The sequence below is a fragment of the Clostridium algidicarnis genome, assembly GCF_000703125.1.
In the GTDB taxonomy this organism is placed as follows: domain Bacteria; phylum Bacillota; class Clostridia; order Clostridiales; family Clostridiaceae; genus Clostridium_L; species Clostridium_L algidicarnis.
Genome location: NZ_JNLN01000001.1, coordinates 2,379,646 through 2,394,265 on the forward strand (window position 1 = coordinate 2,379,646; position 14,620 = coordinate 2,394,265).

General features: G+C 32.1%; 11 protein-coding genes and 1 pseudogene. 10 read left to right on the plus strand and 2 right to left on the minus strand.

What is annotated here, in order from left to right; genetic code table 11:
- Positions 1-19: 19 nt before the first annotated feature.
- Positions 20-2,722 (plus strand): annotated as a pseudogene (locus tag BV55_RS14925) (FAD-dependent oxidoreductase).
- A gap of 63 nt (positions 2,723-2,785) precedes the next feature.
- Entirely contained in the window at positions 2,786-3,127 is a 342-nt protein-coding gene (locus BV55_RS0111350; RefSeq protein WP_029452932.1) for a hydrogenase maturation nickel metallochaperone HypA/HybF, read from the plus strand.
- Positions 3,128-3,150: 23 nt separating this feature from the next.
- On the opposite strand, the gene BV55_RS0111355 is transcribed toward BV55_RS0111350, so the two are convergent.
- Positions 3,151-3,570 carry a DUF3842 family protein gene (locus tag BV55_RS0111355; RefSeq protein ID WP_029452933.1) on the minus strand — a complete coding sequence of 140 codons (420 nt, stop codon included), beginning with the start codon at positions 3,568-3,570 and terminating at the stop codon, positions 3,151-3,153.
- A gap of 132 nt (positions 3,571-3,702) precedes the next feature.
- Here BV55_RS0111355 and hypB point away from each other — a divergent pair, with 132 nt between their 5' ends.
- The 6 genes from hypB to BV55_RS0111385 all read left to right on the plus strand — a co-directional run bounded on the left by hypB (position 3,703) and on the right by BV55_RS0111385 (position 10,109).
- Positions 3,703-4,365, plus strand: coding sequence for a hydrogenase nickel incorporation protein HypB (gene hypB, locus BV55_RS0111360; protein ID WP_029452934.1), 663 nt, complete (start codon positions 3,703-3,705; stop codon positions 4,363-4,365).
- A gap of 235 nt (positions 4,366-4,600) precedes the next feature.
- A complete protein-coding gene (locus BV55_RS0111365) occupies positions 4,601-5,608 on the plus strand; it encodes an ABC transporter permease (RefSeq protein ID WP_341349703.1) in 1,008 nt (335 codons plus the stop codon).
- A complete protein-coding gene (locus BV55_RS0111370; RefSeq protein ID WP_029452936.1) occupies positions 5,578-6,483 on the plus strand; it encodes an ABC transporter permease in 906 nt (301 codons plus the stop codon). The genes BV55_RS0111365 and BV55_RS0111370 overlap by 31 nt, the downstream gene beginning before the upstream one ends.
- 74 nt (positions 6,484-6,557) lie before the next feature.
- Positions 6,558-8,105: an ABC transporter substrate-binding protein gene (locus BV55_RS0111375; RefSeq protein WP_029452937.1), complete on the plus strand. Its 1,548-nt coding sequence runs from the start codon at positions 6,558-6,560 to the stop codon at positions 8,103-8,105.
- Between the two features lie 74 nt (positions 8,106-8,179).
- Positions 8,180-9,208, plus strand: coding sequence for an ABC transporter ATP-binding protein (locus BV55_RS0111380; protein WP_029452938.1), 1,029 nt, complete (start codon positions 8,180-8,182; stop codon positions 9,206-9,208).
- A complete protein-coding gene (locus BV55_RS0111385) occupies positions 9,198-10,109 on the plus strand; it encodes an ATP-binding cassette domain-containing protein (RefSeq protein WP_029452939.1) in 912 nt (303 codons plus the stop codon). The genes BV55_RS0111380 and BV55_RS0111385 overlap by 11 nt, the downstream gene beginning before the upstream one ends.
- 126 nt (positions 10,110-10,235) lie before the next feature.
- On the opposite strand, the gene BV55_RS0111390 is transcribed toward BV55_RS0111385, so the two are convergent.
- Complete coding sequence (locus BV55_RS0111390; RefSeq protein WP_029452940.1) at positions 10,236-13,244, minus strand: vitamin B12-dependent ribonucleotide reductase; 3,009 nt, start codon at positions 13,242-13,244, stop codon at positions 10,236-10,238.
- A gap of 325 nt (positions 13,245-13,569) precedes the next feature.
- Between BV55_RS0111390 and BV55_RS0111395 the strand changes: the two genes are divergently transcribed.
- The gene (locus BV55_RS0111395; RefSeq protein WP_029452941.1) at positions 13,570-14,073 is read left to right on the plus strand and encodes a gamma carbonic anhydrase family protein; all 504 of its coding nucleotides are present in this window, start codon (positions 13,570-13,572) and stop codon (positions 14,071-14,073) included.
- Between the two features lie 18 nt (positions 14,074-14,091).
- A complete protein-coding gene (locus BV55_RS0111400; RefSeq protein WP_029452942.1) occupies positions 14,092-14,580 on the plus strand; it encodes a GAF domain-containing protein in 489 nt (162 codons plus the stop codon).
- The last annotated feature ends 40 nt before the right edge of the window (positions 14,581-14,620 follow it).

The window sequence follows — 14,620 nt, forward strand, 5'->3', positions numbered from 1 at the left end:
AAATTTTGGGGTAATAGATATGGTTAATGAAAAGGTACTAGATCTTGCAAATAAGATTAGTAGGGTAAAACGTGGTACAAAATTAGAAATCACGCCTGAACATTCAGAATATAAAATTTAAGAACCTGTTGTTACAGAAGAAATGGCGGAAGCAGGACTTTGTCTTGAACTTCGTAAACCAAAGAGTGCTAAGGAAATTGCATTAGGGTGTGGTAAATCTGTAGAGGAAACCGAGAAACTTTTATGGAAGCTAGCTGTTGATGGAGTAGCCTTTGTAGGTAAAATTGATGGGGTTGACAAGTATTGGCATGATATTTGGGTTCCAGGACATATGGAAATGATGGTTAATAACAAGGAAAATGTAAAAAAGTATCCTCAAATTGCTCGGGCTTTCGATGAATATGGAATAAAAAAGGGGCCTATGGCAGCAGGTGTATTTCCTGTAGGTGTAGGACCTATGAGAGTTATACCAATTGAGACATCAATAGAAGGAGAGACTAGAAGAGCATCTTATGAAGAGGTTTCAAAATATCTTAATGAGAACACTATTTTTTCTGTTTCTGATTGTTCTTGCCGTACAGCAAGAGAAGCTATGGGGGAAGGCTGCGGGCATCTAAAAGAAGATATGTGTATTCAGATGGGACATGCAGCTGAATACTATATACGTACAGGAAGAGGCCGAGAAATCACGCGTGAAGAGGCTTTTGAAATTATTAGAAAAGCTGAAGAAAATGGATTAATGCATAGTATACCAAACACAGACGGTCCAGGAAAGACTCATGCTATTTGTAATTGTTGTGGGTGTTCATGTTTTGCATTAAGAATTGCAGGGATGTTCATTAATAATGATATGATACGTTCAAATTATGTTTCTAAGGTAGACCAAGATAAGTGCGTTGCCTGTGGAGAATGTGTTGAGGTCTGTCCTGTAAATGCATTAAAACTAGGACAAAAAGTATGTTCTAAAACTCCGATAATTAAGAAAGAAAGAGATGAGCTTCCATCCAATACGGAATGGGGACCAGATAAGTGGAATAAAGATTATCGTATTAATAGAGAAAATGTGGTTGATACAGGAACAAGCCCTTGCAAAACAAATTGCCCAGCACATATTTCGGTTCAAGGATATATCAAGCTAGCATCTCAGGGAAGATATAATGAAGCTCTTGAGCTTATCAAACATGAAAATCCATTCCCAGCTGTGTGTGGACGTATATGCCCAAGAAAATGTGAAACTGAATGTACAAGAGGTGATATTGACGATCCAGTTGCTGTAGATGAAATCAAAAAGTTTATTGCAGAGCAAGATCTAAATATGGAGAATCGATATATACCAAAAATAAGACATGACTATGGAAAGAAAATTGCAGTTATTGGTTCAGGACCTTCAGGGCTTTCTTGTGCTTACTATTTAGCAATTGACGGTTACAAGGTAACTGTATTTGAAAAACAAAAAGCTCTTGGTGGTATGCTCACACTTGGAATACCATCCTACAGACTTGAAAAAGAAGTAGTAAATGCAGAAATAGATATTTTGAAAGAATTAGGTGTAGAATTTAAAATGGGTGTGGAAGTAGGTAAAGATGTAAGTCTTAAAGATTTAAGAAGTAAAGGCTATGAAGCATTTTATCTTGCAATTGGTGCTCAAACAGGCAGAAATCTTGGCATAGAAGGTGAAAACGCAAAAGGCGTTATTACAGGAGTTGATTTTCTTCGAGAGGTAAACTTAGGTAATGATGTAAACCTTCAAGATAATGTTGTTGTAATCGGTGGTGGCAATGTTGCTATTGATGTTGCAAGAACTGCTACAAGGGTTGGGGCTTCAAAGGTAGATATGTATTGCCTAGAAAGCTTAAAAGAAATGCCTGCTCTTGAAGAAGAAATTGGAGATGCCGTATCAGAAGGTATTGTAATAAACAATTCTTGGGGACCAAAAAGAATCCTTAAAGAAGATGGCAAAGTTACAGGTATAGAGTTTAAAAAATGTATTTCAGTTTTCGATAAGGATGGAAGATTTAGTCCTGTGTTTGACGAAAATGAAATTAAGATTGTAAAGACTAATAATATCTTAATTTCAGTAGGACAAGGAATAGATTGGTCAAACCTATTAGAAGAAAGCAAGATAGAACTTAATCTAAATAAGACAATAAAAGTAGACTTATTTACGCTTCAGACAGGAGAGAAGGATGTGTTTGCTGGCGGAGATGCTATGACAGGACCTAAATTTGCTATTGATGCTATTGCATTAGGTAAAGAAGGCTCAATTTCAATACATCGTTATGTTCAAAAGGGACAAAGTTTAGTCAATGGACGTGATAGAAGAGAATTTCATGCCTTTGATAAAGAAACCTTGAACCTTGAAGGCTATGATAGGATTCCAAGACAAAAGATAGATCATGTAGATGGAGCTGAATCTAAAGAGTCCTTTAAAGATTTACGTAACACATTCACAAAAGAACAAATTGAACTTGAAACAAAGCGTTGCCTAGGATGTGGCGCTACAACTGTAGATGAATACTTGTGTGTAGGGTGTGGTGCATGCACAACTAGATGTAAGTTTGATGCAATTTCACTTGTGAAAAAGTATGAAGCTGAAAGTGTGCCACTTGAAAAGCTAAAACCTATAATACTTAAAAGTATGGTTAAGCGTAAAGGCAGAATTACAATTAAAAAGGTCAACAATTTTGTGAATGGTGTTTTTTCTAAGGAGAGAGCAAACTAAAAGACAACGGGGGATGATAAGTCCCCTACAGTCTTTAAAATTAAAAGTGTAGAGGTGATTTTATTGCATGAAGTGGGAGTTTTAATTGAAGTTGTAAAAAAGGTTGAAAATATAGCAAAAGTAAATAGACTCACAAAAATTGATACATTAGTGCTACAAATTGGAGAGCTTTCCTCAATGATTCCAAGATATATAGAAGCGTGCTACCCAGCGGCAGTAGATGGAACGTTACTTCAAGATACGAAATTGAGAATTGAGATATTGCCAGGAAATTGTATTTGCAAAAGTTGCAATAAAGTATTTAATTTGCTTGAAAATAATAGCAAATGTCCAAATTGTGAAGGTGGATACTGGGATTTATTAAGCGGAAAAGAGTTTATGATAAAGGAAATAATTGCTTATTAAATAATGTAAATATAAAATAGTCCTTAAATTATTAAAGTTTCTTTGATATCTATAATAATTTCATTAATTATTTCTTTTATTTCAAGATTTCTTGTGCCAGGAATAAAAATATTATGTTTTCGTAGTGGAATGATATATTTAATACAATCCATTTGAAAAATAGATTGGGTTACTGATGCAGGTATTTCACTATTAACTCCACCATTGCATATAACTCCAATAGGTCCTATGATACAGTCTATATTTTGTCTATCACAAAAAGAACATATGGCTTTTTCACCGGTAATACCAACGTTAGCTCCAGCTCTAACCATGTTAGATGTAGCAATAGTGTTAGTACCTAAAGCAATTATGTATATTTCTTTTGGGATTTCTTTACGGATTCTTTTGATAACTGTTTGTCCTAGTCCTGCACCTTGAGCATCAATAACTGCGATTTTCATAATAAGCAAAGCCTCCAAGTAATAATATTAAAAAGTAATGCAATGGTTAATTGTACTAATATTTTGTATAATGTAATTATAAATGCAAAATGCAATAAAGTACAATAGAATAATTTATTGGAGTGTGTAATAATGAAAATAAAGAGAGTAACACAAGGGTTAGATGGAAATGAAGATTGTAGTGATGAAATTAAAGAATTATTAAATGAAAAAAGGGTATATATGATAAATATAATGGGTTCACCAGGAGCTGGGAAAACTAGTATAATAATTAAATTAATTAACGCACTGAAAGATAAGTATAACATAGGTGTTATTGAAGGGGACATAGCAGGACAAATTGATGCTGAAAAGATTGATTCATTAGGAATTCCAGTGGTTCAGCTTAATATTGAGGGTGCTTGTCATATTGAAGCTTTGTCAATTAGAAACATTATCCAGTATTTTAATTTAGATGAAATAGATCTTATTTTTATTGAGAATGTTGGGAATTTAGTTTGTCCTGCAGAATTTGATGTAGGTGAAGATTTTAAAATAGCTATTTTAAGTGTTCCAGAAGGAGACGATAAGCCAGAAAAGTATCCTTTAATGTTCACAATAACTGATGCAGTAATAATAAGTAAATATGACATGATTGAACATTTTGAATTTGATGATAATAAGGTTGAGTTGGTTACTAATAGCTATAATCCAAGTGCTGAAGTATTCAGAATATCTACAAGAACAGGTGAGGGGATAGAAAAGTTAGTTCAGTACCTGAAAAGAACAATTAATTTTAAGATAAATAAATATTAGATGAACTATAAGGTGAGTTTATTTGACAAAAATGGTAATATGATTTAAACTATTTTAAGTAAGTCGAATCTTACTTAAAGTATTAGTAGTAAAATTTATCTTTCTTAAATTTACATAATTTAATAACTATTAATATTAAACCACGAAGGTTTTAGCATCTTTTTTTGTTTTGAAGAAGGAGCTTAGTTTTTCGTGGTTTTTATGTTTTTATCATGTTTAGGGGAGGATATGATTTGTGAACAATATAACTTATGCAATGAAAAAAGGAGTGCAGTTTATTTTAATTATATTTTTGTTGTCTATAACTGTATTTTATATGGCAAGATTATCACCTGGTGACCCTTTAGTATCTTATTATGGAGAAGGGGTTAAAAGGATGAATACTACACAAAAACTAGAGGCAATGAAAAGGTTAGGATTAAATGAACCTATATATAAACAATATATTAGCTGGTTATCAAATGCTGCTCATGGAGAATTCGGTATATCCTATAAATATAAGCAAGATGTTGTAACAGTAATTGAAAACGTGTACAAAAATACAATTATTCTAGGTGGGCTTTCTTATGTGCTCACATTTTTATTTGCTCTGCTTTTGGGTATATTTTGCACATTACATGAAGATAAGCTTATTGATAAAGTTATCTGTAAAGTAGGTACTGTGACCACCTCTATTCCACCATTTTGGATAGCGCTGGTGCTTATATTAATTTTTAGTATTAATTTAAAAATATTACCTTCAAGTGGCGCATACGCAATGGGTCAATCGAAAAATCACGTAAGTCGAATAGAACATCTTGTACTACCTTTAACTGTTATGATATTAAGTCACCTTTGGTATTATACATATATTATTCGAAATAAGCTGGTAGAAGAAATAAGACAGGATTATGTACTATTATGTAAAGTTAAAGGTTTAAGTAAAAAGAAAATTATTTATAAAGATTGTTTAAGAAATATTATGCCCTCTTATATTAGCCTTATGGCAATGTCTGTACCGCATATTTTAGGAGGAACTTATGTTGTAGAAAAGGTCTTCTCTTACCCAGGGCTTGGAACGCTTTCTTTTGAGAGTGCTAAGTATCATGATTATAACATGCTTATGGTGCTCTGCCTTATAACAGGGATATTAGTTGTTTTTGCAAATATTATGGCAGAGGTTATTAACGATAAAATAGATCCCAGAATGAAGCATAGTGGGGGTGAGGACGAATGGAACAAAAATGCAGTGACTTTGAAATAGTTGGAGAAAATTATCTTTTAGAGGATAGGAGCATTGATAAAAGAAAAGGTTTTAAAAAAGATTTAAAGGGGAAACCTTATATATCTGTAGGAATACTTTTTCTAATTGTATTAGGCTGCATCTTTCCAAGGGTAATGACGAATTTAAATCCTACTTATATGGACCTTAGTAATATTAATGTGGCCCCAAATGGTACTTTTTATTTTGGTACAGATTCCTTAGGTAGAGATATATTTACTATGATTTGGTATGGTGGCAGGGTGTCCTTATTTATTGGAGTACTTGCGACATTTATATCAACAACTATTGCGGTTATATATGGAAGTATTAGTGGTTTTGCACCGCAAGTTGTAGATGATATGATGATGCGGTTTACTGAAATAGCCATTAGCATACCATCCATTTTAATAGTAATTTTTATTCAGGCAATGATAGGACAAGCAAATCCAGTATCTATATCCATTGTAATTGGAATTACTAGTTGGATGAATATTTCTAAGATAGTACGAAGCGAAGTAAGACAAATTAGAAATAGTGAATATATTTTATCTGCAAGATATTCTGGAGGTAAGTTCTTTTATATTTTAAAGAGGCATTTGCTACCAAATTTTATTTCATCAATAATGTTTATGGTAGTAACCAATATCGGAAGTGTTATTGCTACAGAGTCGACTTTGAGCTTTTTAGGAATAGGACTACCTATTGAAATTATATCCTGGGGGAGCATGCTCTCTTTAGCAGAAAAAGCATTATTATCGAATTATTGGTGGATTATATTGATCCCAGGTATATTTTTAGTAGTTACACTAGTGTGCATTACAAACATAGGAAATTATATTAGGAAGAAAAACAATAAAGAATTTAGTAACTTATAAAGATATAAAGTGAAATATTAATTGCAATATTGTAATTTAATATAAATTAATTTTACTATATGAGGAGGATAATTATGAAATTTAAAAAGTTGATGATTTTAGGTTGTGCCCTGACTATGAGTATGGTTTTAATGGTGGGCTGTAATACTGAAAACAAAACAGCATCAAAGGAAAAGGTTTTAGTTTATGGAAGTGGGGACTATTCAAGTATTAATCCAGCATTATATGAGCATGGGGAAATTAATTCTCTTATTTTTACTGGTATTACGGCTCATGACAAAGATAATAATATTGTGCCCTCACTAGCAAAGAGCTGGGACAATGACAAAGCTACAAATACATATACGTTTAAGTTAAAAGACAATGTTAAATGGCATGATGGGAAAGTTTTTTCTGCAGAGGATGTAAAATTTACTCTAGAAACAATTATGGATCCTAAAAATGATTCAGAAATAGCATCAAATTATGAAGATATTGAAGAAATTGAAATTGAAGATAAAAATACAATAAAAATAAGATTAAAAGCACCTAATGTAGCAATGCTTGATTATTTGACAATAGGTATATTACCAAAGCATCTTTTAGAAGGAAAAGACATTGCAACAGATGAGTTTAATCAATTTCCAATTGGGACAGGTCCTTTTAAAATGGAAGCTTGGGATAAAGGACAAAGTATTACTCTGGCAAAAAATAAAGATTTCTACCATAAGGAACCTGAAATTGATAAAATAATCTTTAAAATTGTGGAAGATACTAAAGCAAGAGCGCTTCAATTAAAGTCTGGAGAGTTAGATTTAGCACAGGTTACACCTCATGATGTTGAACAATTTAAAAACAATAAAGATTTTCTTGTATATGATATAAAGACATCAGATTATAGAGGGATTATGTATAATTTTAATAGTCCTATATTTAAAAATAATAAGGGATTACCAAATGCCTTAAGTTATGCTATTGATAGAAAGGCTATTTTAGATAGTGTTGTATTAGGATATGGAGAGATAGCTTATTCACCACTTCAGGGCGGAGAATATAACAACACTAATATGGAGAAGTTCGACTATAACCCAAACAAGGCTAAAGAAATGCTTGAAAATACAGGCTGGAAGATTTCAACAGATGGTATATATGAAAAGGATGGTACTAAATTATCATTTACCATAAACTGTAGTGAGGGAGATCAGGTAAGAATAGATATAGCAAATATCTGTAGTCAACAATTTAAAGAAATTGGTGTAGATATGAAAGTTGCTGTATTACCTAAAATTGATTGGGAAAACCAAGATGCATTCCTTATTGGTTGGGGAAGTCCTTTTGATCCAGATGATCATACGTATAAGGTATTTGGAACAGATAAGGGGAATAATTACAACAGCTATTCAAATGATAAAGTTGATGAATTATTAATTAAAGCAAGAGAAACAGATGTAAATGATGAGAGATTAAAGTATTATAAAGAATTCCAAATGGAGTTGGCTAAATATATGCCATATACATTTATAACTTATATGGATGCATTATATGTTTCAAAACCTAAGTTAAAAGGTGTGACAGAAGAAACAATATTAGGGCATCATGGTGTGGGCATATTTTGGAATATAACAGATTGGACACTTGAGTAAACAATATAAAATATAAAATGGAACTACAAAGTCATTTTAGGTGATTTTGTAGTTTTTAATAGGTAGGTGTGATTATGGAGGATTTGCTAAAGGTAAATAATTTATCTGTAAGTTTTAGAACTAAAGAAGGGGAGTTGCAAGCGGTAAGAGATGTTTCTTTTACGCTTAAAGAAGGAGAAGTTCTAGCAATACTTGGTGAATCGGGATGCGGTAAATCTGTATTATCTAAAAGTATATTACATGTGCTCCCGAGTAATGGATTTATAAAAAGTGGAGAGATTATTTTTAATGAAAAAGATATAACAAGCCTATCAGAAAAAGATATGGATAAGGTTAGAGGTAAGGACATATCTATGATATTTCAAGATCCTATGACTTCTTTAAATCCTACCATGTCTATTGGTAATCAGATTATGGAAGCCATACTAGTCCATGAAAAGATAGGTAAGGTTAAAGCAAAAAAGAAAAGCATAGAACTTATGAAACTTGTAGGAATTGATTATGGAGAAAAGAGATTTAATCAATATCCACATCATTTATCTGGAGGAATTGGACAAAGAGTTGTTATAGCAATAGCTCTTGCTTGTGACCCAAAGGTATTGATTGCAGATGAACCAACCACTGCTTTAGATGTGACTATTCAAGCACAAATATTAAAGCTTATCTTCGAATTACAACAAAAAACTAATATATCTGTGATTTTCATAACCCATGATTTAGGTGTAGTTGCTAATGTGGCTCAAAGAATTGCGGTTATGTATGCTGGAAAGATTGTTGAGATAGGTACAGTTAAAGATATCTTTTATGATCCAAGACATCCATATACTTGGGCACTTATGTCTTGCTTACCAAAGATAGATTCAGAGGATGAATTTTTAAATTATATACAAGGGACGCCACCTAATTTATTAAGCCCTCCAAAAGGTGATGCTTTTGCAAGTAGAAATAAGTATGCTTTGAAGATAGATTATTTACTTGAACCACCTATGTTTAAAATAAGTGATACCCATAGCGCTGCAACCTGGCTTTTACATAAAAATGCCCCGAAAATAGAGCCTCCTATTAAATTTGAAGAATGTAGAGTGATACAAAATGAAAAGTGAAAAGATATTAGAGGTGAAAAACTTAAAACAATACTTTAAAGTAGATAGAAATACTATAATTAAAGCAGTTGATGATATATCTTTTGATATTTACAAAGGAGAAATATTTGGTTTAGTTGGTGAATCAGGCTCAGGGAAATCGACCACGGGTAGAAGTATTATTAATATGTATAAACATACAAGTGGAGAGGTCTATTATAGGGGAAAGCTTATTTCAGATTCTAAAATTTATAAGACAGAGCGAAATTTAATAAATAAAAATATGCAAATTATATTTCAAGATTCAACTTCCTCTTTGAATTCAAGGATGACGGTAAAAGAAATCATTGAGGAACCTCTTATAATTCAAAAACTGTATAAAAAGAAAGAAGAGCGATTAGAAAAGGTCTATAAGCTAATGGATTTAGTTGGACTAGATAAGAGTTATAAGGACAAATACCCTTATGAATGTTCAGGGGGACAAAGACAACGTATAGGAATTGCAAGGGCTCTTAGTCTTGATCCTGAATTCATCATTGCTGATGAACCTATTGCATCTTTAGATATTTCAATGCAAGCTCAGATTATTAATTTATTTAAGAAACTTCAAAAAGATAAGGGGCTCACATGTTTATTTATTTCACATGATTTAGCAATGGTAAGGTATGTCTGTAATAGAGTAGCAGTTATGTATCATGGCAAAATTGTTGAACTTGCTGAAACTAAGGAACTATATGAAAATCCCATTCATCCTTATACCAAAGCACTATTTTCATCAATACTTGTTGCTAATCCAAGCTGCCAGGGGAAGCGATCTTATATTAAGTATAATCCAGCTATTGATAACTGTGTAAAAGAAGAAGATCAGTTATTTGAAGTGTCAAAAGGTCACTTTGTTTATGGCGGTGACTTTAAAAGATAAAATAGAAGATGTACAAAATGCAATAAACCTAATAATCTTTTTTATTAAACAATAGATAAGACTTGTTTTAAAACTACACTTGAACATAAAAGACCACTATTTATAAATAGTGGTCTTTTAATATTTCTAGCTACATCCTGTAGTGGATCCACAATCTAGGCATACCATGCAAGTTCCATTTCTCATCATTCTAGTGCTGGAACAAGTAGGGCAGGTACTTCCATAGACTCTTTCTCCACCGTGGGTATGGGACTTAACATCACTATCTGAAGCTGTGTTTAAAACTTCAGGTACATCTATTGGTGTAGAGATTGGTAAATTTAAATTCTCATAACCAGTAGGTTTTATTTGACATCTTGAGTAGTCATCATTTTCAATATCTATAACTTTACTTATAAGATCAGAAATAGAGGATACATATTTTATATATGGATGTTTTTGAACGAATCCATAAGGTTCATATTTTTGACCTCTAAGCATTCTTGCTATGTCTGTAGCAGGAACATGATATTGAAGCATTACAGATATTGATTTAGATAAAGAGTTAAGTAGTCCTGTGATTATTGTGCCTTCTCTATCTGTGGTTATATATATTTCTGTAATTTCTCCATTAGCGTTTCTATTAACTGTAGTATATACCTTAACATCATCTATTTGAGCAGGGTGTGTAGTTCCAGTTCTTATTCCTTCTGGTTTATCTCTTCTTGATACATTTAAATATAAATTCATTTCATTTGCTTTTTGTAATAGCTCTTTGTAACTAAGATCTTCTAGGTTTAAATTTGCATCACTAAATAATGAAGTATTTAATGGCTGACTAGCTTTAGAAGAGTCTCTATAAAGAGAAATACCTTTTACACCTAGTTTCCAAGAAGTTATAACAATGTCTTTAAAGTCTTCAATAGAAGCATCTTTAGGTAGATTAACAGTTTTTGAAATTGCACCAGAAATTAAGGGGGTAATAGCAGCCACCATTTTAACATGTCCTTCTGAGGCAATATATCTCTCACCAGTACCACAAGTATTGGCAGTGTCAAATATAGCTAGATGTTCTTTTTTAAGGTGAGGTGCACCTTCAATTTTTCCATCTACTATTTTGTCGTATTTAAAATCACCTTCAAAAACTTCTTCAGTTCTAGTTATATACTCTAGTATGTCTAAAACCTCTGTTTCACTATAGCCAAGTGCTCTTAAAGATTCTTCTATAATAGGATTTCCAAGTGTCATGTAACCTCCACCAGATAGTTTTTTATAAACTATGTGGCTAAAGAAGGGTTCAATAGAAGTTGCAGCACAGTCCATAGCAAAGGAAATAGTTCCTGTTGGTGCTATTACGGAAACTTGTGCATTTCTATATCCATGACTTTCGCCAAGAGAAACAGCTTTTGACCACTCTTTCTTTAAGTTTTCACTTAAAAATTTTAGTTTATTATTTAGAAGTAAACTATGATTTACTTCTAAAGGTAAATAGTTAAGACCTTCATAAGGAGACTTTAATGCTCCAGCAACTCGTGCATGATTTTTTATTACCTTAAGCATATAAGGTTTATTTATTTCATATTTTTCAAATGCTCCTATTTCTTTTGCCATCAAAGCAGAAATTGAGTAAGAGCGAGCTGTCATTATACCTATTAAAGAAGCTGCAATGTTACGTGCTTCTTCTGAATTATAAGGATATCCCATTACCATAAATAAAGAAGCTATGTTAGAAATACCAAGTCCTGTAGTCCTAAATAAGTGCGTTCTTCTTGCAATGTCTTCTGTTGGGAACTGTCCCCAATTTATTGAAGCTTCTAGTAATAGCTGATTTAAACTTATAATATGTAAATATCCATCTAAATCAAATTTTTTAGTGGTAGTATCATAAAATTTATAAATATTTATTGATGAAAGATTACAAGAGGTATTATCTAAAAATGCATATTCCCCACAAGGGTTAGTTGAATTCAATCTGTTATAAGGTGCGTTTAATACGCCATCTTCTCCACCAGGGCATGTGTGCCATGCATTGAAGGTATCAGAAAACTGAGGAGCAGGATCTGCACATTTCCAAGCAGATTCATTAAATAGATTCCATAAATCTTGTACTTGAATTTCTTTATTCACTCTTGAATCTACTCTACCCTTTAATTCTATAGTAGCTTCAGGATTTTTGTTTAAATCGCAAACTTTTCCCATAAATTCATCATTTATTCTTAGTGAATTGTTACTATTTTGACCAGAGACAGTTTGGTATGCTTCACCTTCAAAGTCTGCATCATATCCCATTTTACCAAGGGCTCTTACTTTGTCTTCTTCTTTAGCCTTCCAGGATATAAATTGTTCTATTTCAGGATGATCTATGTCAAGACACACCATTTTAGCTGCACGTCTTGTAGTTCCGCCAGACTTTATAGCACCAGCATTTCTATCAAAACCTTTTAAAAAGCTCATCAATCCAGAGGAATATCCACCACCAGAAAGTTTTTCTCCTTCAGCTCTTAAGCTAGAGAAGTTAGTACCGGTACCTGAACCGCCTTTAAATAGCTTTGTTTCAGTTACATACTGATCTGAGATAGAGTGCTTTCCTAAAAGTTTATCTTCGATTGAAACTATAAAGCATGCTGAAGCTTGAGTTCTTGTATAAGAGTCAGGTGATGAAACTACAGCCTTTGTTTCTTTATCATAATAAAAATTTCCTTGAGGTGAGCCTTTTATTCCATAACTTAAAGCAAGTCCTGTGTTAAACCATTGAGGTGAATTTGGTGCATACATTTGATTTAATAGTCCATAAACCATTTCATCATAAAATATTTCAGATTCTTCCTTAGTTTTGATTAAGTTTTCTTCTTTTAAAGACTCTACCCAAAAACTAACCATTCTGTGGGCTACCATTTTCATGCTAGTTTCTACCCCTAGCTCATTTGGAACACCAGCTTTTCTAAAATACTTTGAAGCAATTATATCACAAGCACTTTGAGAATAGCCTATAGGAAATTCTAAGTCTTTCATATCTGTAAGTACTTTTCCAGACTTATGATCTTTTAAAAGTACGTTAACTTTTTTCCACTGAAATAAATCGTACACAGTTTTAGTACTGTCTTTTTCTAAGGATTTTGTGTAATATCTTTTAAAGACATCTTTAATTGATTCCATTTATTTAAAACACCTCCAGGTAATTTATAAAATCAAAAATCTAATAATATAGTTTTTTAACATTACAATAGAAAACTATATATAGTGTGACAATTCTGCATACATCACTATATATAGTACTTATTCATTATATACAATATTTATTTTATAATCAATTTATATATTAAAGACATAGGGCATTTATATATGAGTAGACTGTTTTATCTTTATTTAGGTAGTTATTGCTCTTTATTTTAAAAATTATTTATACATGGTTTGTTTCGATATAATATGCTAAAATGGTTTTTATAATAGGATGATTTATAGTATGAGAGGAGAAAGTTTTATGATTAGAAATTTTGAAGATAAAAGACCCAATATACATGAAGAAGTTTTTGTAGCTGATAGCGCAGATATAATTGGAGACGTAACATTAGAAAAGAATGTTAATATATGGTTTGGAGCTGTGCTTAGAGCTGACGGAATGCCAATCTATGTAGGAGAAGGCACAAATATTCAAGATAACTGTGTAGTGCATATTCATAATGAGAAGTTTTCTACCTATATAGGGAAAAATGTAACTGTAGGTCATAGTGCTATAGTTCATGCTTGCAAGGTAGGGGATAACTGTCTTATAGGTATGGGAGCTATAATTTTAGATGGGGCTGAGATAGGTAGTAATACAATCGTTGCGGCAGGGAGCATAGTTCCTCCAGGCAAGATTATACCTTCAGGCGTTTTATGTATGGGATCACCTGTGAAAGTTTTAAGAGACCTTACAGAAGAAGAAAAATTGGAACTTATAGTTTCGGCAGAAAATTATATTAAACTTTCAAAACAATATAAATAACTTAAGGAGCAGCTTTCGATGATAAAATTAGATGTAATGAAAAAGATGACTAAAGAAGAAAAATATAAATATATGCTAATACTTATAGAGGGACAACTTAGTTCTGAAAAAAACATTATAGCGAGTCTTTGTAATATTTCTGCTATAATTAATAGCACTATAGATAGGTGTAATTGGGTAGGGTTTTATCTTTATGAAGAGGAAGAGATGTCTTTAGTTCTAGGACCTTTTCAAGGGCGTCCAGCTTGTAATAGGATAGACTTTGGAAAAGGTGTCTGTGGTACTGCTATAAAGGAGAAAAAACTTTTAAGAATTGAAAATGTTAATGAATTTAAAGGACACATAGCTTGTGACTCAGCTTCTAATTCTGAAATAGTTATTCCAATAATAAAGGATGAAAAGATATATGGAGTATTAGATATAGATAGTCCAGAGGTTGGTAGATTTAGCGAACTAGAAGAGACTTATTTGAAAAAGACAGTAGAAAAGCTAGTAAAATATATTTAAAAAAGTAATAAAAAAGATAATAGATTATATAAAAAAAAGG